This window comes from Pedobacter psychrophilus, assembly GCF_001652725.1.
In the GTDB taxonomy this organism is placed as follows: Bacteria; Bacteroidota; Bacteroidia; order Sphingobacteriales; family Sphingobacteriaceae; genus Pseudopedobacter; species Pseudopedobacter psychrophilus.
Map to the genome: position 1 here is coordinate 432,606 of NZ_LWHJ01000027.1, position 19,898 is coordinate 452,503.

Genomic DNA, 19,898 nt, shown 5'->3' on the forward strand with positions numbered 1-19,898 from the left:
CAAGATTTAGAGAATTTTCCTTAACTAACTACTTTCAAGTTTTCTTTAACAAAATTCGCTTTTTCAATTGCTTTTTGTCTGTCTTCATCAATAATGGTTACATGTCCCATTTTACGAAAAGGTTTTGTGTATTTCTTTCCATAAAGGTGAACGTAAACACCGTCTTTCTCCAAAACTTTTTCTAAACCTTTATATTCTGCAACTCCTTCATGTCCACTTTCTCCCAATAAATTTACCATTATTGCATTTGTGATAGAGCGGGTATCGCCTAAAGGCAGATTAAAAATTGCCCTTAAATGCTGTTCAAACTGTGAAGTAAAATTTCCCTCGATAGTTTGATGTCCGCTGTTATGAGGACGTGGAGCTAACTCATTAACCAAAATCTGATGGTCGGCAGTGAGGAACATTTCTACAGCTAAAATCCCAACAATATTTAAACTTGAAGCAATACTCTTTGCAATGTCTTCTGCTCTTTGTTGAATCTCAAACGAATAAGTAGAGGGTGAAATTAAAAACTCTACTAAATTAGCTTGTGGGTTAAAATCCATCTCTACCATTGGGAAAGTTTTCATTTCTCCATTTTCATTTCTAGCAACAATTACTGCAATTTCCTTTTCAAAATCTATCCAGTTTTCAACTAAACATGGTTGTTCAAAAGCCTGATCTAAATCATTAGAGTTATCAATTTTTTTAATACCTTTTCCATCGTATCCATCTTTTCTTAATTTTTGGATGTAAGGGAAATTGATGTTTGCTTCTATTAGTTGCTCTTTTGTATTAAATAATTGGAAAGGAGCGGTAGGAATGTCGTTTTCTTTGAAAAATTGTTTTTGTAAACCCTTATCCTGAATTAACCTTATAATTCTAGGTTGAGGATAAACAATAACTCCTTCCTTTTCTAAATCTTCTAAAGCTTCAATATTTACTTTTTCAATTTCTATGGTAATTAAATCCAGATCTTTTCCAAAATCATAAACTGTTTGATAATTGCTTAAAGAACCGACTTCAAAGTGATCACAGATGTTTTTACATGGTGCATCGGCATCTGGATCTAATATATGAACAGAGATATTGTAATTAATTGCAGCCTGGATAAACATACGGCCTAATTGACCGCCACCTAAAATTCCTAATCTGGTTTGTGTTACTTTCATTTTTTATTGGTAGCTGAGTTAATAGCTATAATTCTGATTATTTTTGAGGCAAATATCATGATTATTATTTTAATGAAAAATTGATTAACAAAGTATTCATTTAATCTATTGCCTATTTGTGAGATGTCTCCTTACGTCAACATGACGGTGTTCTATAGAATTTTGCGCTATCGATTAAAGAGTATCCTTTTTTTAGCTTTTTTGCTATGAGGGTAAATCGCCCTAATAAATAATTTAAAATATCTAATCACAGTCTGGCACTGTAAAAGTATAAGTTTCTACATTTCCGCTTGGTACAAAATAATTTTCGCCATTACTTATTTGCCAACAAAATCTTGCTTTAGGCTTTTCTCTATTTCCTATTTCATTCATGGTTTCAGAATCGTATAAACGTCCGTTAACCATGGTGTATTTTATGTTTTCGCTATTGCGGATATCATCCAATGGATTAGAATTTAAGACGATTAAATCTGCTAATTTTCCAATTTTTAAAGAACCAATTTCCTTATCCATTCCCAAATATTCGGCTCCATTTATAGTTGCAGATTTGATACAATCTATGGGTTTCATTCCGCCTTGTGCCAACATCCATAATTCCCAATGTGCGCCCAAGCCTTGTAATTGTCCGTGTGCTCCCAAATTTATTTTTGTTCCACCTCTAGAAATATCATTAACCGCTTTTGAAACATCAATATGTCCGTAATCTCCATATTCTGAAGCCGTCCTTCTTCTTGATCTTTCATCAATAATTGCTTTGGGGATAAAATTTAATAAATGTTCATTTTCCCAAACATTGGTTCTATCATACCAATAATTCTCGCCAGATTGAGAGCCAAAACTTACGATCAATGTTGGTGTATAGGCAGTTTTACTACCGTTCCAAAAGTTTAATACATCTTTATAAACGGGGATAACTGGAATATTATGTTCAATTCCGGTATGCCCATCGGCAATCATGCTCATATCTGTAAAAAAAGTTGAACCACCTTCTGGCACTACTTCCATATTAAGTTCTCTTGCTGCCTGGATAATTTGCTGACGCTGCTCCCTACGAGGTTGATTATATGATTTAACAGAAAACGCACCTACCTCTTTCATCCTTCTTAAATGGGAGCGGGCATCATCTAAATTATTGATTACTGCTTTAAAATCTCCATCAGCACCATATAAAATCGTACCTGTAGAATATAATCTTGGACCAACCATTAGTCCTGCTTTAATCATCTCAGCCTGACTAAAAACCATTTCTGTATTGCTGGATGGATCATGAGAAGTGGTGATGCCATAAGCTAGATTGGCGTAATAAGCCCAATCTTGTTGAGGGGAAACACCATCCGGACTAGTAGGTAAATGTGCATGAACATCTATTATGCCAGGCATTATGGTTTTACCAGCAGCATCATAAACTTTGGCATCATTAGGGATATTCACATCAATAGTATTCCCCATGTTCTCAATTCTGTTTTCGTTAACTACAATTGTTCCGTTTTCAATTACGCTATTACCATCCATGGTGATGATCCTTGCATTTTTAAATGCGATTCTTCCTGTTGGTTTATCAGTAGGCAATGTTAAATTTAATTCTATTCCGGTTTCATCTATTGCAGGTAATTTATCCGGAGCACCATCCACAAAAGCAAAAGCATCTGATAATTTGGTCGAGAAATATTTTTGACCCAATGTCCAGTGTAAAGTTTTGCTATCCGTATTCCAATGGATATTAATCCCAGCATCTTTTGTCAGTTTTTTTAATGGTAAAGATTTATTGTTACTTGAAAGTTCTTGCGCTGTTCCGGTAGCAATTAAAGGAGTTATATAAACGTTAAAAAGTTCGTTAAATGCCAACCATTTATCATCCGGACTCGGAATAAAAGCATTTGCATAGGTAGAGGTGTAAAGCGTTCTTACTTTACCACCATCTAAATCACAACTTTTAAAAGCTTTTTTCCCGCTTTCGCTCGATTGAAAATAAATACGATCATCAGTGCTGTTAAAAGAAGGTTTTATACCCTCTTTGCTGATAAATTTTGGAGTGCCGTAATTAGGCTGAATGGTATAAATCCCAGGATTTTTTCCATAAATATATCCCAAAACATTATTTCCAACCCCTTTCCTGTAAACAATTAAATTTCCTTTATTATTAAATTTTGGGGAGTAATAAAAGCCTCGCTCATTAGTCACTGAGCTTGTTTTTTTGCTTTTAAAATCATATTTTAAAATAGCGCCACGTTGTTCATCATTCCAGGTGGTGAAAACAATATAATTTCCATCAGCGCTAAAGCTTGGCTCAAATTCCCAATCTTTTCCGTTTGTTAAACGTGTTGGTTTTCCATTAGGTAATTCTTTGATGTATAAAAATCCTGCAGCATTAAAAACCACTTTTTTACCATCCGGAGAGGTTACCAGTTGGCGTATCATTTTAATATCGATGTTATCTGAAAACACTTTTTGAGGAAAATGCAAAGCATCTTGAACAGTTTGTTTTACTTCTACATTAAAAGGAATTACTTCAGAATATAAAGTAATGATATCTACTTTTCTAATTTTGCCCTTAGCATAAAAAATAAGAGTGCGATTATCTGGCAACCAATTAAAATTAGGATAAACCCCAAATATTGCCCATGCTTCTTGTTGGTCTTTTGATAAATCGTTATAAACAGGATATTCTTCTCCGGTATTTAAGTTTTGTATATAAAGTACAGATTTTAACCTATCTCTTTTTACAAAAGCCATCATTGTACCATCAGGAGAAACTTGTGGACGTACAGCACCGCCAGATCCACCAGCAACTTTTTCTGTTTCTGAAGTTGTAAGGTTTAATCTTTTTATGGCATAAATTTCTGTATTAGGGTCTTTATTGTATTGAAAATTTGGACCATCGCTCACATCTTCACTGTAATAAACATATTTTCCATTTGAAGAAACCCAAGGTTCGCCCAAATCTTGTTGGTCGTTTTTTCTTTTGGTAAGTTGGATACCATCTAAACCACCAGCAATGTGATACATCCAAAGCTCACCAGCACCTAAAGAGCGAGTACCTGTAAAATGTTTTCTAGCAATTATATATTTGCTATCTGATGTCCAAACGGCGTTGTTAAGTAATCTGAAATTTTCTTTAGTGATGGCTCGTTGGTTTTTACCATCTGCATCCATCACCCAAATATTATCCCCACTATTTTTATCGCTTGTGTAAGAAATGTACTTACCATCAGGCGAGAAACGAGGTTGAACTTCAAAAGCCATTCCGCCAGAAAGCAAGGTAGCATTGCCACCTGAAATTGGCATTTTATAAATATCACCTAATAAATCAAAAACAATGTTTTTTCCATCTGGGCTCACATCCACATTCATATAAGTACCTTCATCAGTACTAAAATTTACAGATTTTGAAGGTCCGGTTGGTTTTTCAACATCCCATTTGTCTTTGTCTTGTGCAAAAGTAAATACCGTTAAAAATGTGAATATTAAAGTGGTTATGATATTTTTATTCATGATTGAGGATATATTACAATCCGCAATTTAATAATTTTAAATTTTGTCTGAATTAGGATTTTCAGGATTTTAAGAAAATCAGGATTATAAATTTTCAATTAACAATATTTTTTTCAATCATTAAAAGATATTTTCTTTAGCTTTTTCCTTTACCACATTTAAGAATTGTGTTACTTTTTCGTTTTCTGAAATTGAGAGTAATTGAGGTAGTAAAGACAATAATTCTTTTTGGATCATCCTGTCATTTTTACCATAATTCCAGATTGGGATTATGGTTTCAATAAAGATATCATCAAAACTTAATCCTTTTAAAAGGATTTTAGCTTCGCCATTTTTATTGGTAAAAAGCAATTTAGAAAAGTTAACAATTTGAAAGCTGTATAATTCAAATAAAGATCGTAAACTGATAATTGCGGTTGCAGGATCATTAATTCCTGGACTTAATGCCTTAAGTGCAATTTCTGTTAATTGCCTAAAGCCATAAAAATAATTCTCTTCTATAGATTCTGATTTATGCAAAAAGAAACAATCAGCAATATCTTTTTTAATTTCTTGATCTAAGTCGACATCAACATTTGCGATAACTATATTTTTGAGAAGTGAGCTTCCAGGAGCTCTCAAAATATTTACCATGCAATTGTGTTTTTCACAAATATGCAGCAAGCTATTTTTATCAAACCCCTCATAAATTCCAGCTTGTAAAGTTTTGATCTCAAATTTTTGAGCAAATTTTATTGTAACAGAAGTATGTTCTTTTACAGTGCAATCATCTTTCATTACATCATAAGTATTATCGAAAACTTTTTTAATAATTACATCATACTTAACAGATTGCGTAATATAATGCAAGAAATAGATGAATAAGAAAATATCGAAAATTGTAATTAAAATAAGAAGATATGTACTTAATGATGGGATATACAGCCCAGAATCTATATCACGAATGGTACTTAATAAAAAGAAAGCGTAAACAATGGTTCCTATATAAATTCCTAATACAATTTGCTGAAAACGATTACCTATCAATTTATCTAAAACTCGGTTACTCATCTGTGATGCTGCCTGATTTAGGATAATCATCACCATAGAAAAACTAAAAACCGCTAATGAGATAATGCCTGCCGCAATTGCTGAAATGATACTTCTGGCAGTGGTTGCATCTTTTATGTTAAGCCAATCTATTTGGGATTTAAATTGTTTTCCTTGTAGGGAAAAATCAAATCCCATCATTAGGATAGCTAAAACCAAAAATAAAAGTCCTATAACGGCAGGATAAAATGAAATGCTGTTAAGAATTTTATTCAAATGGCTTTTAAACCAATATTTAATTTTATTGAACATAAATTGTTGTTGTGCGATAGGGAAAGCAATAATTTGTCCAAATAATTAATTGCCTAGCTTTAAGAATTTTTTAATCATTTAATTATTCTTGCTGCCAATCGTCAGTTTCTTCTTGAGGTTCGCTATTGTTAAACTCTTCAATTAGTTTGATAGATGCTTCATAATCCAGATTTGATACGATTACTCTGACAGGATTAAATCCACCTGATGTAACCCTCCAAGGCGCAACGGTTCCCATTAATTCATTCTCAAGAAATGCTTTTACGTTATTATCGATTAATATATTTTTCACCATTGTGGATTGCCAAAGTGCCCCGGAAAATACTTCTACCGATAAAATGTCGTCTTGATTTTGCATAGCATTATTTGTAATTATATAGTAGGTACGATTTTTAGATTTTGTTTGATCTTTGCTTTTTTTTAATAAACTTCAAATTGAGGTTAACCATAAGTGGTTTTAAAAGTTGTTTTGACTTTAAAAGGTCTACTTGTAGTTTTTATTGTTGCTGTTACCAGCAGTAGTTTTGTCATTTTATTTTCCTTTCCTACTATAAAATTCGATAAATGAATTACCACTTCTAATATAAAAATAATATCCTTTTGGAAGTCTTTCTTTGCTTTGCTCAAATTGATATTTAAAATTTAAACTCTCATATATGGTAGTAACTAATTTTTGAGCTTGATTTCTTAATTCTGTATTTTCAGTATTGTTCGAGTTATTAGGATGTATTTCTTTAAATCCATAGGACCTTTTCAAAGAGTCTGTAGATATTTTAAAACTAACTGAACTTCCATCCAAAAAATATCTATCATTACAATCTTTGTCATCTTCACAATCTTTGATTGTTTCAATACCCTCAAGTTTCAGTTCATTCATTAAATTCATTGTCAATCTGGGACTTATTTCTATACTATCAATAATTTTTCCTGTAGGTTGATTGTTCCAAATATTCTTCCAAAGTCTTTTGAAAAAGCCATTATTTGTAAATCGTCCTTGATAGAAAGGAGTTGTTATTAATCCTTTATAGCTTTTGTTTTGAAATTCTACTAGTTTAACTTTCTGTGGATATTCACTTACGGAGAATTCGTATACTTTTAAAGTGTCAGTATTTAGTTTGGTCTGACTTTGTGCCGCTTTCAAAAAAGTGAAAAAAAATAGTAAAAGTAAAAGTTGTTTCATTGTTGATTTCTATTCTCTTTAAAATAACTGGTAACGATTTGCCAAATGCCTGTTAGACACTTTTTTTATTTTCCCCCAGTTTATAAATATTATAATATTTTTTAACAAGTCCGTTGATAAATCTTTTCAAATAGTTCTCACTTAAAAAGGAGTTTGACCAATTGTCGTATCGCTGGCATTGAACACCTAAATAGAAAAAGTATAAGCTTACTCCAAGCATTGGAATTAGTCGCTTTTCTTCTCCACTTATTGGTGTTACAGATTCGTAGCCTTTAATAAAGCTTTCAACTTTGGGTTGATAATCTTTTACTTCATATTTCTCAACGTTATGTAGTTGCAAAATATAGTAAGCAATGTCTAAGCATAACCAACCGTTTCCACAGAAATCAAAATCAAATATTGTTACTTTATTATCGCTTGTTATGTTTAGATTGTCAAACCAAATATCAAGATGAACAATCCCCTGTCGAATTTGTGAAATGTTTGCATTTTCAAACTCGGCTAACAAATTTGTTTGAGCCGATTTCATAAAGTTCATTTCTTCTGTATCATTTGTCAAAAAAGATGATATTTTTTTTAGGGAGTCAATAAGAATTACTTCTGGAGAGTAGTCTATACGGTTTACCTGCTGATTAATGGTTATCTTATGAAGGTTAGCCATAAGTTTTCCAATTTGGAAATGTGTTTCCTGCGAAATTATATGCAGCTTTTCACCACTTGCAAAAGTAAAAAGTACAGCAAACCTGTCGCCTTCTGGAGCATTTAATGTTTGTATGTAATTATTTTCTTTGTCTGATAGCGGAAAAGAGATTGAAATTTCATTTTCTTTTAGTTGATTTAGCAGTTTAATTTCTTCGTTAATCTCAGTTTTTGAACGCCAATTCAAACTATAAACTCTAAATATAAATTTGTCTAAATTATCCGTTACCAAATAGGTGTCATTAATCCCCGCCTTTATTAATTGGCATTTGGTTTCTTTGCTTAAAGAATATTTTTCCTGTAAAAACAGTCCAAGATGTGTTGCTGAAAGATTAGAATTTGTTACTGGAAAATTTGTCATTGGTTTACTTTGTTTTCTGTAGTAAAATTTTACCTAGCGCTTTGCTAATTTGCGCAGAAATGGCATTACAAGCAAAACCATTATAATATAGCATTATATTTAAATAAATAACTGATGAATTGACGTAAACCACCGTCAGCCATTTTTGTGCAAATTTGCTGTTAGCACCAGTTATGTTGAGCCGTCTCGTATTTCAATAATCATCCATACATTTTTTATCTTTTTAAATAAGTAGTCCACCATAATGCCATTTTCGATTCCGCGGATTTCGATTATTGCAGATGTATTATCTTTGTCGACCAATATTTTCTGTTCCCATTGGTCATATTGACCTTTAGATTTTTTCTTTCGAAAATCCATCATTTCAAAGTCCGATACATCTTTGTAAATTAAAGAGTCTTTGTCTTTTTCAATGTCGTACCAATTAATTTTTAGAGGAAATTTAGTTCTGCTTTTTTGAAAAGATGTGTCGCTACTAAATTTTATTAGAAAATCGTTGAAATCGTTGTCAACTTTCTCTTTGGTCGGGAAAGTAACAGTTTGCTTTTCAGCATAGTTCTGGCTTTTCAAATTTGTTGAATTGCTGTTACAGGCGTTCAAGAAAACACATATTAAGATGCTTATTATGAAATGTCGTTTTAGCATGTCTTTATAAATACCGCTAACGTTTTGCAAGTTTGTGCAGAAATGGCATTAAAGCAGTACCAATTTCAGCTTGCATAAACTTAATTAATTTGTATAAATTGAGTTTAAGCAGGTCAGCCATTTTTTTACAAACTTGTGGTTAGCGGCTGCTTTTTTATCTTGTCGGTTCCCAAATATAGTTTCCACTTTTGTCAATGTAGCCGTGTTTAAATTCTTCATATTTTTTTCCAATTGTCACTGATGCAAGTCCATTTTTAAAACTTTCTGCCAGTGTAAAAGTTGGTTTAATTGCTATTGTTCCTGTTTTATCAATGTAGCCATATTTTTTAATTTTGGCGTCTTCTTTTATAACAGCAAGTCCTTCTGAAAAATGCTGACCCAAACAAAGATCGCAAGGAATTATTAGTTGTCCCTTAGCATTAATGTAACCATATCCACTGTCAAAAACTGCACACATTCCTTCTGAAAAATGAATGTCAGCACCAGTAAATAATGGTGGAATTATAATCTCATTGCCTTTATTAATAAAAGCATATAGGTCTTTTCTGTTTGCTTTGCCATTTATTTTTTTCGGTGCAATTGCTGCTTTACCTTCTGAAAATTCTCTTGTGTATTTGTAATTTGGTGGGATAATAAAATTGCCGTTGATGTCAATGTGGCCCCAATCTCCACGTTCCGAACAATTTATTAGTCCTTCGCTATACTTTGAAACAAGAAAATTTCTGCCGTTTAGTTTGATAGTACCAAAATTGTCAATAAAACAACCTGTTGAAACAACTTCTTGCATAACAAGAGCATAACCATTTTCAAAAGCCCAACAACGATAAAACATTGGTTCAATAATAAAATTACCTGATTTGTCAATGTAACCGTATTTGTCTCCTATGGTTGCATATGCCATACCTTCCGAAAAACCTGAAACTGTGTCAAACTTGGGTTCAACTTGAATGTTTCCTTGCTTGTCAATGAAACCAACTTTGTCGTCAACGAAAATCCTTGCAAGTCCTTCGGAAAAAGAAGAAACACCGTCAAACGTCAAGTCAATTACTATTTGTCCCTTGTCGTTAATGAAACCAGATTTACCGTCTTTTGTAACTTGAAATAAATTGTCGTTCATATTTATGTTGTGTCGTCTAAAGTTGCCGCTAACTTGTATATATCAGGGGTTTTTAAGTTATCACCTCGCAAAATACTTACTGCCTCAATTCGTAAGTATAAATTCCTCTCCCAATATTTCCATTTGCATCAATACCTTCAATGGTGATTTTATAAGGACCTTTATCGTCGCTATTAAAAAACTCAAAACTTCCTTTACCTTCTTTATCCGTTACCACAAAAGGATTCCAATAAATAGTTGTGCGGTTATCCTGGGCTTGTAAACTGGATTTTGGTCCAGCAAATTTAGGACTATAAAACTGGCGTTCTACAGCATATCCTTTTGGAGTTAATGTTAAAACATTATTTGGAGGGAAAAGCTCTTTTAACTGGTCTTTGGTAACTGGTGTTTTCTTTAATTCTTTCATATTGATAGAAACTACACCACTTGTACCATTTAGCCTGTTTATTCCCGAAAGTCCGTCATTATTAAATATTTCTATGTTATCAATTCCTTTTCCATCAAGACTTGCTAAATAATTTACATCAACTTGTAATCCGTTTACGTAAATCTCTATAGGGACTTTTAAACCTTGGTTATAATTTTTTGAAAGGTACAATTGTTGGTCTAAATAGGTTAAGCCAGCGCTTGCTAGGCAATTAAGTAAAATATTACATCCTTCAAATTGTTTACCATCAACTTGCCTATCTGCTATTGGGTTTAAGCCAGTTAACGCTGAATAATCAGTGTGATCAATTTTTTTTACTGCGGCTGCTTTTACCACAACTTCCCTTAATAAAAATGCACTTTGATGCTCAATTTTGCTGTTTTTAAGATAGGTTTCTAAAGCACTATCAATATTTAAGACATCATTTGCAGTATTAATGTTTTTATAAATAGAAGGAAATGCTTCGCCATCTACAGCTATTCTTAAGTCTTTTGAATTTAGGTTATTTCTGGCGTTAATTATAACTTCTGAAGAATCTTTAAAAATTAAATTTTCGAATTTAAAACGCCCTTCCTTATCTGTAGTGCCTGTAGTATTAAAAAATTTATCGGGTATTTGAAACAAAATTCTACCATTTTCTAAGGGCATTCCATCTCTTTTTCTGATGGTTCCCGTAATTGCCATGCTTCCTTCCGGGAAAGCTAAAATGTCAAATTTCTTGTCAGTCGCAATATCTTTATATACAAATTTTGTATAGCCCTGGGTAAGCATTAGATTATCTAAATCAATAATTTTTTTTGCATCAACATGATGAAAATAATAGTTAGGCTCCTCTATAAAACCTGCTAAATCAGAACTCAATAAAAAATAACTTAAAATGGATGTTTCTTTATCCTCGTTAAAAGGAACTTTGGCATCATTAATAACAGATACCGCATAATTACCTGCCATCATATCCATACCTTGAGAAGTAGAAATACTTATTTTAATTTTTGATCGACCTTTATAGGCAGGCAAGTCTGGGCGTAACGTGATTTTTAAATCATCATTTCTTTGGATAAAAGTTAAACGCTGGCTTAAAGGTTCAAAACCTGCATTTAACAAAGAGACTTGTAAAATACCTGTGGGTAATCTAACTATTGGTATGTTAATCGAATAATTTTTTATCCTTAATGTACTTTGTGCAGCGTAAAAAAGTATTTTACTGTTTTGTGCAACAATGTAAAAAACCTGATTTCTGTTGTTCTGTAAATAAGTGTCGTTTGGATTGATTTTGATGTTTAAACTATCTCCAATAATTTGGGTAGTTAAGGCAATACCTTCATCCTTAACTATGGGTAAAGGGATGTTTTTTTGTTTGCCATTTGGGAAGACTACATTAGCAAAATATTTTTTTCCTTTTGAGGGAGTGATTTCAAAATTACCCATCCCTAAATGAGTGGGACTTATTTTAGAAACTTCTGCACCTTGTTCATCAACAATTTTACCTGTAAAACCAGCGCCTAAACCATCAGATTGTAACGCTTTGAAAGCAACTTTTGTAGGTAGGCCATCAATTAAATCTCCTCCTTCTGGAAAAAACTGAAGGTCGTAATCTAAAATGGCGGTTTTAAGTGGAAAAGTGGCGTTTAAAATTCTATTATCCCCTGCATCCAAAGATGTGGTTAAGATTCCTGTGTTGAGCGCAACTTTATTATCAGCGCTAAAGTTGAATAAAATTTCTCCTTTTGCATTGGTAGTTTCTTTTCCTTTGGCAACCCTTTCATAATCTGCTGTTGCTTCCCAACTTACTTTTTTGTTAGCTAAAACTTTACCATATTCATCCTTAAAAATAATCTTACTTTTTACGTTTTGAGATTTATCATTTACACTTCCATCAAAATTGATTTGTGTATTTAAAGTCTTACTCAAAGCGTTTCCGACTAAAATGTTTTTCTTAAAAAAGTAAGACTCCCCAAAGTTTAACATCCATTTGGTATAAGCCCTTAAATGATAATTACCTTCTTTAAAATTAGGATAAGCCAATAGAAAACTTCCTGTTCCTACACTATTTTTAATTGGAATCTTTAAACTTTCTACCAAAGAATCTTTTTGGTTAATTAAATCGACATATAAAATTTTGCTGATAGGAGAGGGCAAATGGTTTTCTAAAGTAACATAAGCCTTAAACCAAATGGTATCACCAACTGCATAGTAGGGTTTATCAAATTGCAAATAGGTTTTCTCTGACGGGAAATCATAAGATTGCTTGGCTTTTTTATCTGCTAATTCTTTTAGGGTGATGTTATTTGTCTGACTAAATCCTTTAAATGATAAAATGGAAATAAATATAAAAAAGTAAATCTTGAAGCTATTCATCCTGTAAAATATGTAAGTTTTTAAATTTAGTTTTTAAATTAAAAATATCAGCCTTTAAAATAAAATTTAGTTTTTTTTAACATTTCAAACAGAGAAGCAAGTATTATATTATTAAATTGAACTAAAATTTTACAGTAAACTTAAATCATTATCAAAACCAATTTGTAATAATGTCGTATCTTTTCTTAAATGGATGATGCTTCATTTTTTTAATTTATATTTTTAACAATTATTTCTAATAAAGAACCCAATTATAACATGAAGTTTTATCCATATTTAGTGATAAGCATTTTATTGGTTGCTTGTACTGATCAATCTAGTAGCAAACAAGAAAAACCATCGGCTTTAAGCCAAAACTTTAATAAAGATTGGGCAAATAACAAGCTTTGGTATGATGGCTTGGCGGAGGTAGCAACTTACGACGCTCAAAAAACTGTTTACAAGAAACAGCGAAATTTCGATTATACTTATATCACTGTAGCAGAAGATTTTAACAAAGAATTTAGAGTTAAAACTGATGATTATAAACGTAAGGATTTATATAAAGTAATGAAGCTGAACGCCTTTGCAAGTATAAAAACAGATAACTATCCATATCATTATTTAAGTTCGATGTTTTTTTATTTTGATAAACCCTGGGAAATGGATAAAATGACTACCAGTTCGCAAGAGTGGTGTGGTAACACTTATAAAGAATATTTAAACAACGGTAATCAATACGTAATGAATTACCATTCTTATTTTGATAATGAAGGCGATGGTGAGAAAAATATAGCTACAGAAAATTTATTTGAAGATCAATTAAGTTACACTTTAAGAAGTTTAAATTTTAAAGCAGGTTTAAGTTTTGATGCTAATATCTTAGAAAGTCAGATTACAAACAAGGTAGGCAATCTTGAAATTTATAAAGCCAAATTAAATGTTAGCGATGGAAATAACGACATTTTAGCACAAGCAACCTGGAAAGTTACCGTAACGCTTGAGCCAAATAAAACCAACGTTTATTATTTTCAAAAATCATATCCAAATCTATTATTAAAACAAAACACCTGGGACGGACTGAACTTAACACTTAAACAAACCTCTAGATATGCTTACTGGCAACACTAAATACATCCTTATTTTCCTGGTTTTCCTTTTTGCCTGCAACAGCGCAGAATCGCAAAAAAAAGATAATATTATAGTTGATAAAAATTATAATCCAATTTCTAATAAAATTGGAGGTGTAAGTCTTACCGCTTCTCCAAGGCAAATTGATAGCAGCTGGACAGGCGAATTGCAAAAAATAAATGCCAATTATGTGGCGCTAATCCCTTATGCATTTACAAAAGCAAACGAGCCAAAAGTATATTTTGGAAACGGGAGACAATATTGGGGAGAAAGCATTGAAGGGGTAAGGGTTAACATTAAACAAGCACATGAAGCTGGTTTAAAGGTGATGATTAAGCCTCAGGTTTGGACACAAAGTGGATGGATTGGGGATTTTGATTTAGAAAAAGAAGAAGATTGGAAAATTTGGGAAACAGATTACGAAGCTTACATTATGTCTTTTGTTAAACTCGCTGCAGAAGAAAAAGTCGATCTATTTTGTATTGGTACCGAATATAAAAAAGCAGTACAAAAACGGCCATCTTATTGGGTGCAGCTAATTAAAGATATTAGAAAAGTATACAAAGGCAAACTAACTTATTGTGCCAATTGGGATGATTACAAAGACGTAGAATTTTGGAAAGATTTAGATTTAATAGGAATGAGCGGTTACTTTCCGCTTTCTGATGCGGTAACTCCAAAAACAGCAGATTTAGTTAAAGCCTGGGGACCTGTAAAGCAGCAATTAAAACAATTTAGTTTAAAAGAGGGAAAGCCAATTTTATTTACAGAATATGGATATCGAAGTATGGACCAAGCCGCATGGCGAAGTTGGGAAATGGAATATCAAGAACGACCAATAAATAATCAGGGTCAGGCAAATGCTTATGATGCTTTATTTAGAAGTTTATGGAACGAGAAATGGTTTGCCGGAGGTTTTGCATGGAAATGGTATACATCATTTAGAAGGTTAGACCCAACAAGTAACCATGATTGGACACCGCAAAATAAACCCGCTCAGGATATCATGACGCAATATTATGGGAAATAAAATTTAATAAATCTCCCCATAAACTAAAAAAACCATTGCTCGTTATTGAACAATGGTTTTTTAATATAATAGGTAAAACTTAAGGCTGACCAGCTCCGCCAGCCGCACCATAAATATGTCCTGTTGTATAACTAGCATCATTATCCGCCAATTGCACATAAATAGAAGCTAGTTCGGCAGGTTGTCCCGGTCTTTTTAAAGGAGTTTTGCCGCCAAATTGTTTTAATTTTTCCTGTGATGCGCCACCACTAACCTGCAAAGGTGTCCAAACTGGTCCGGGTGCAACGCCGTTTACCCTAATCCCTTTATCTGCCAATTGCTTAGCTAAAGATTTTACAAAATTTGTTGTTGCAGCTTTTGTTTGTGCATAATCATACAAATCTTTTGTAGGGTCGGTTGCCTGTTCAGATGTGCTTGCAATAATACTAGAACCTTCTACCAAATGAGGTAATGCCGCTTTTATGATATAAAACGGCGCATAAATATTGGTCTTTATGGTGGCATCAAAATCCTCATCAGAAATATCTAATATAGAATCATGCGCTTGTTGTCTTCCAGCATTACTTACTAAAATATCCAATCCATCTAACTTTTTCACCGCTTCTTTTACCAATTGCTTACAAAAATCTTTGTCCATCAAATCTCCCGGAATTGCAAATGCTTTTCTTCCTTCAGCTTCAATTAATGCGATTACTTCCTTAGCATCTTCCTCTTCTAATGGGTGATAATTGATGGCAACATCAGCACCTTCACGAGCGTAAGCAATTGCAGCCGCTCTTCCCATTCCAGAATCTCCGCCTGTAATTAAAGCTTTTCTGCCAGCCAATCTTCCAGAACCTTTATAACTTTTTTCGCCATGATCTGGTACGGGTTTCATTTTACTTGCTAAACCTGGCCAATCTTGCAACTGACCTTTAAAAGGTGGCTGAGGATATTTAGTTTGTGGATTTTCTAATTTCTTGGTTTTTTGATTTTCTGTTTTCATGTTTTTTATAATTCGATGTCATTGAGAATTTCAAAATTCATGCCTTTTTAAAATTGATGTAATATCGTGTTAAATATTATTTGGGCGTTTTAACACGCTATCCGCTAAATCTTTTTTTGCTATTTGCAAATTGGCAAGAGCAAAAGGATATCGCTTCTATCGTTAACGCAAAAGTCTGAATCCCGATTTTCAAGATTCTTGTATGATGGATATTTAGTATAGAAATTTTATTCAAATCCTTTTAAGCGCAAAATCAATCAAATCCTTTTTATCCTAAAATCGAGTAAATCAAGATTCAGCCAATTTTATCTTAAAATCCTGCAAATCAAGATTCAGATAATTTTATCCTAAAATCAAGCAAATCAAGATTCAGACAAATAAAAGATATCGGCAATATTCTGAATCCCGATTTTCAGGATTAAAGGATTTTCAGGATTCTTGTATGATGGATATTTAGTAAATTGTTTAATTCAAATCTGGTTTATCCTAAAATCGAGTAAATCAAGATTCAGATAATTTGTGGATAAATACAAAGGATTTGAATAACATTTAATCCATCTCAACAAGCATTTTCTATAACTTGCGCATCAAATCTTCAAAGCCTAAATGAAAGTTGTTATCGCCGAAAAGCCTTCTGTAGCCCGTGAATTAGCCAAAGTTTTTGGAGCTAATCAAAAAAAGGTGGGTTATATTGAAGGTAAAGGATATTCTTTTACCTGGGCTTTTGGTCATTTACTACAATTGGCACCTCCTCAAGATTATGGCTTTTACGGTTGGAAACAACAAAACCTGCCCATGCTTCCCGCAAAGTTTAAACTGGCCATCAGGAAAGTAAAAACCAAAGAAGGAATGGTAGATGATCCTGCTGTAAAAAAGCAGTTAGATGTTATCAAATCCTTGTTTGATGAATGCACTGAAATTATAGTTGCAACGGATGCTGGGAGGGAAGGAGAGCTGATTTTTAGATATATCTACTATTATCTAAAATGTAAAAAACCTTTCCGCAGGTTATGGATTTCTTCGCAAACAGATGAAGCTATAAAAAATGGTTTCCGTAATTTAAAACCGGGAACCGATTATGATACACTTTTCAATTCGGCTCATTGTAGGTCAGAATCTGATTGGTTAGTTGGCATGAATGCCACACAAGCATTGAGTATTTCTGCTGGAAACAAAGCCGTACTTTCTTTGGGAAGGGTACAAACGCCAACGCTAGCCATGATTTGTCAGCGATATTTAGAGACCAAAGATTTTGTCCCTCAAATTTACTATCAGGTTGCTATTCAATTAAAAAAAGACGAACAATTATTCAGGGCAATTTCCACAGTCAACTTTGAGGAGAAAGAGAAAGCAGAAACTGTTTTAGCTCAAGTTTTAGATTTGGCATCTGGAAACCAAAAAGGTGGACATATTAAAGATGTAGAAGCAAAAGCAAAAAAAGAACCACCACCACTTTTGCATGATCTGAGTAGCTTGCAACAAGAGGCCAACAGAAAGAAAGGTTACACCGCCGACCAAACTTTGGGCATCCTTCAAAATCTATACGAAAGTAAACTGGTGACTTATCCACGTACCGGAAGTCGGTTTATTGGGGATGATGTTTTTGCTACCGTTCCAGATTTAATATCAAAATTTACCAATCATCCATTATTTGGAAAACAAGCAGAAGAACTGTTAAATACAAAACTCAATAAGCGTAGTGTAAATGCTAAAAAAGTAACGGATCACCATGCCGTCTTACCAACAGGGGAATACGCAGGGCATTTATCTTCAGACCGACAAGCAGTTTATGATATGGTGGTTGGGAGGATGATTGAAGCTTTCCATAAAGAATGTTTAAAGGCGACCACCAAAATCACCATCACTTCAGGAATTGATTTTGTTGCCAACGGAACTGTGATACAATCTGCTGGCTGGCGTTCTGTTTTTAATGATAACGATGAAGAAAAAAAGGATGAAGACAATGCTACTTTACCAAAGGTGATTAAAGGCGAAGATTTAGACATTACCAATAAAGCAATCCTTCAAAAACAAACCAAGCCTAAACCATTATTTAACGAAGCTACTTTATTAAAAGCTTTAGAAACCTGTGGTAAAGATATTGAAGATGAGGAATTAAGATATGCCATGAAAGAAAGTGGTTTAGGAACGCCAGCAACCAGAGCTTCCATTATTGAGACCTTAATTAAAAGAGAATATATCTTTAGAGAAAAGAAAAATTTGGTTCCTTCTAATAAAGGATTAGGCGTTTACGAGGTAGTAAAAGACAAAAAAATAGCCCAGGCAGAACTAACCGGACAGTGGGAAAAGCGTTTAGAGGAAATTAGAACAGGTGCTTCCGTAAAAGAATTTAAAGCTGAGATTGCAGATTACACCAAAACCATTACACAAGAATTGTTGGTTGCAGGTTCTGGATTGATGCAGATTTTGAAAGAGGAGAAGGTGGCTTAAGGGTCAATCGATTGGATAAGAAATGGAGATTTAGACGGACCAATTTCTTTCTGCCAGTTCTAAATTAGTTATAAAAGCCGAAGAAAGTACAAGCACAATAACCGCAATTTTGCAAACCTGTGACTAGGTGCGGAAATTCTCTATATTCAGTTCTGCACATATAAGATTTAAAAGTCCTCAATGTTGAAAATCTTATTGTCGTCTTTGAGTTTCATTTATTACCTTTATTGCTAAAATTATTAGTTTATGAAGGTCGTTTCTTTTTTCGCTGGTGCTGGAGGTCTTGATTTAGGCTTTGAAAATGCTGGTTTCGATGTTATTTGGGCAAACGAATACGATAAAGAGATTTGGGAAACTTTTGAAAAAAACCATAAAAACACAATTTTAGATAGAAGAAGTATCGTTGACATTCCTTCAAGTGAAGTTCCTGATTGTGATGGAATTATTGGAGGTCCGCCTTGTCAAAGTTGGTCGGAAGCTGGTTCTAAACCTGGAATTGCTGATAAAAGAGGTCAGTTATTCTATGAGTTTATGAGAATTCTTGCGGATAAAAATCCAAAATTTTTCTTAGCTGAAAATGTGTCTGGAATGCTTTTACCTGCACATAAAGAAGCTTTAGCAAACATAAAACAGATGTTTCAAGAAATTGGATATGATTTGTCTTTTCAATTGTTAAATGTTTCTGATTTTGGAGTTCCACAGGATAGGAAGAGAGTTTTTTTTATTGGTTATAGAAAGGATTTAGGTTTAAAATTCACTTTGAAGAATGCTGCATGATAACTGATAAAATAGAATTTCACAACAAAGAATATTTAATTAGAGAAATTGAACTACCAAAAATTGGAAATGTATTAATTTCGACTGTTGAGTTAAATGATTTGTTAATGAACGATAAAGGAGGTTATGTTTCTGATGAAGCTATTTCAGTTGATGAAAAAATTTATTACTTTGTTCAAGAAAATGAAATTAAATTGTCTGATGATGATTTAATTAAGTTACTAAAAGAACAAGCTTCATGATTACATTTCAATTTTTCCCTCGGTCACAAGGTATTACTAAAGAAATTAAAGATGTGATTTCTTGTTTTGAATTAGAATATTCAAATATTAAATCTCCCGAATTTAATTTGTCAAGTAATGAAGTGTTAGAAGTTGTAAGACCTCATTTAGAAAAACTTGAATTTATTTGTGAAACTGGTAAATCGGCAACTCAAAAAATAAGTGTCCCAGTCTTATTTGGTTATGACAACCGAATAGATAAATCTTTCAATGCTGATGCGCTAAGCTGTGATGGAAAAATTGTAATTGAAATTGAAGCAGGAAGAGCAACAGAAAACAATCAATTTTTAAAAGATATTTTTCAAGCATGTATGATGTTTGAAGTAGAATATTTAATAATCGTAGTAAGAAAAGTGTATCGAAAACACAAAGATTTTGAGATAATTCACACTTTTTTAGAGACTCTTTATATCTCAAATCGCCTCCATCTTCCTCTTAAAGGAATCTTATTAATTGGGTATTAATATCCATGATATAGGTTTACGTAAGG

16 protein-coding genes are annotated in these 19,898 nt (G+C 32.9%); 6 read left to right on the forward strand and 10 right to left on the reverse strand.

Annotated features, from left to right (window positions below):
- Positions 1–20 precede the first annotated feature (20 nt).
- The 9 genes from A5893_RS10345 to A5893_RS10385 all read right to left on the reverse strand — a co-directional run bounded on the left by A5893_RS10345 (position 21) and on the right by A5893_RS10385 (position 12,774).
- Positions 21–1,154, reverse strand: a complete 1,134-nt coding sequence (locus tag A5893_RS10345; protein ID WP_068822477.1) for a 5-(carboxyamino)imidazole ribonucleotide synthase — start codon at positions 1,152–1,154, stop codon at positions 21–23.
- A 243-nt stretch (positions 1,155–1,397) separates the two neighbouring features.
- Positions 1,398–4,646: an amidohydrolase family protein gene (locus A5893_RS10350; protein WP_068822478.1), complete on the reverse strand. Its 3,249-nt coding sequence runs from the start codon at positions 4,644–4,646 to the stop codon at positions 1,398–1,400.
- A gap of 120 nt (positions 4,647–4,766) precedes the next feature.
- Complete coding sequence (locus A5893_RS10355) at positions 4,767–5,987, reverse strand: DUF2254 domain-containing protein (RefSeq protein ID WP_068822479.1); 1,221 nt, start codon at positions 5,985–5,987, stop codon at positions 4,767–4,769.
- An 82-nt stretch (positions 5,988–6,069) separates the two neighbouring features.
- Complete coding sequence (locus tag A5893_RS10360) at positions 6,070–6,282, reverse strand: putative signal transducing protein (protein WP_157687541.1); 213 nt, start codon at positions 6,280–6,282, stop codon at positions 6,070–6,072.
- Between the two features lie 237 nt (positions 6,283–6,519).
- Positions 6,520–7,167, reverse strand: coding sequence for a hypothetical protein (locus A5893_RS10365; RefSeq protein ID WP_068822481.1), 648 nt, complete (start codon positions 7,165–7,167; stop codon positions 6,520–6,522).
- Positions 7,168–7,219: 52 nt separating this feature from the next.
- On the reverse strand, positions 7,220–8,227 hold the full coding sequence (locus A5893_RS10370; RefSeq protein ID WP_068822482.1) for a phosphotransferase: 1,008 nt from the start codon (positions 8,225–8,227) through the stop codon (positions 7,220–7,222).
- Positions 8,228–8,398: 171 nt separating this feature from the next.
- Positions 8,399–8,797, reverse strand: coding sequence for a DUF4348 domain-containing protein (locus A5893_RS10375; RefSeq protein ID WP_068822483.1), 399 nt, complete (start codon positions 8,795–8,797; stop codon positions 8,399–8,401).
- 229 nt (positions 8,798–9,026) lie between these two features.
- On the reverse strand, positions 9,027–9,989 hold the full coding sequence (locus A5893_RS10380; protein WP_068822484.1) for a WG repeat-containing protein: 963 nt from the start codon (positions 9,987–9,989) through the stop codon (positions 9,027–9,029).
- A 76-nt stretch (positions 9,990–10,065) separates the two neighbouring features.
- Entirely contained in the window at positions 10,066–12,774 is a 2,709-nt protein-coding gene (locus A5893_RS10385; RefSeq protein WP_068822485.1) for a carboxypeptidase-like regulatory domain-containing protein, read from the reverse strand.
- 258 nt (positions 12,775–13,032) lie between these two features.
- Here A5893_RS10385 and A5893_RS10390 point away from each other — a divergent pair, with 258 nt between their 5' ends.
- Positions 13,033–13,884 carry a hypothetical protein gene (locus A5893_RS10390; protein ID WP_068822486.1) on the forward strand — a complete coding sequence of 284 codons (852 nt, stop codon included), beginning with the start codon at positions 13,033–13,035 and terminating at the stop codon, positions 13,882–13,884.
- Positions 13,865–14,914 carry a glycoside hydrolase family 113 gene (locus A5893_RS10395; protein ID WP_068822487.1) on the forward strand — a complete coding sequence of 350 codons (1,050 nt, stop codon included), beginning with the start codon at positions 13,865–13,867 and terminating at the stop codon, positions 14,912–14,914. Before A5893_RS10390 ends, A5893_RS10395 begins: the two co-directional genes overlap by 20 nt.
- A gap of 79 nt (positions 14,915–14,993) precedes the next feature.
- On the opposite strand, the gene A5893_RS10400 is transcribed toward A5893_RS10395, so the two are convergent.
- Positions 14,994–15,899, reverse strand: a complete 906-nt coding sequence (locus A5893_RS10400) for an SDR family oxidoreductase (RefSeq protein WP_068822488.1) — start codon at positions 15,897–15,899, stop codon at positions 14,994–14,996.
- A gap of 606 nt (positions 15,900–16,505) precedes the next feature.
- Here A5893_RS10400 and topB point away from each other — a divergent pair.
- The 4 genes from topB (at position 16,506) to A5893_RS10420 (ending at position 19,872) form a co-directional block, all read left to right on the forward strand.
- Positions 16,506–18,350, forward strand: coding sequence for a DNA topoisomerase III (gene topB, locus A5893_RS10405; protein WP_068822489.1), 1,845 nt, complete (start codon positions 16,506–16,508; stop codon positions 18,348–18,350).
- Positions 18,351–18,596: 246 nt separating this feature from the next.
- Positions 18,597–19,127 carry a DNA cytosine methyltransferase gene (locus A5893_RS10410; RefSeq protein ID WP_198342304.1) on the forward strand — a complete coding sequence of 177 codons (531 nt, stop codon included), beginning with the start codon at positions 18,597–18,599 and terminating at the stop codon, positions 19,125–19,127.
- Complete coding sequence (locus A5893_RS10415) at positions 19,124–19,369, forward strand: hypothetical protein (RefSeq protein ID WP_068822490.1); 246 nt, start codon at positions 19,124–19,126, stop codon at positions 19,367–19,369. The genes A5893_RS10410 and A5893_RS10415 overlap by 4 nt, the downstream gene beginning before the upstream one ends.
- On the forward strand, positions 19,366–19,872 hold the full coding sequence (locus A5893_RS10420) for a hypothetical protein (RefSeq protein ID WP_068822491.1): 507 nt from the start codon (positions 19,366–19,368) through the stop codon (positions 19,870–19,872). Before A5893_RS10415 ends, A5893_RS10420 begins: the two co-directional genes overlap by 4 nt.
- Positions 19,873–19,898: the final 26 nt, after the last annotated feature.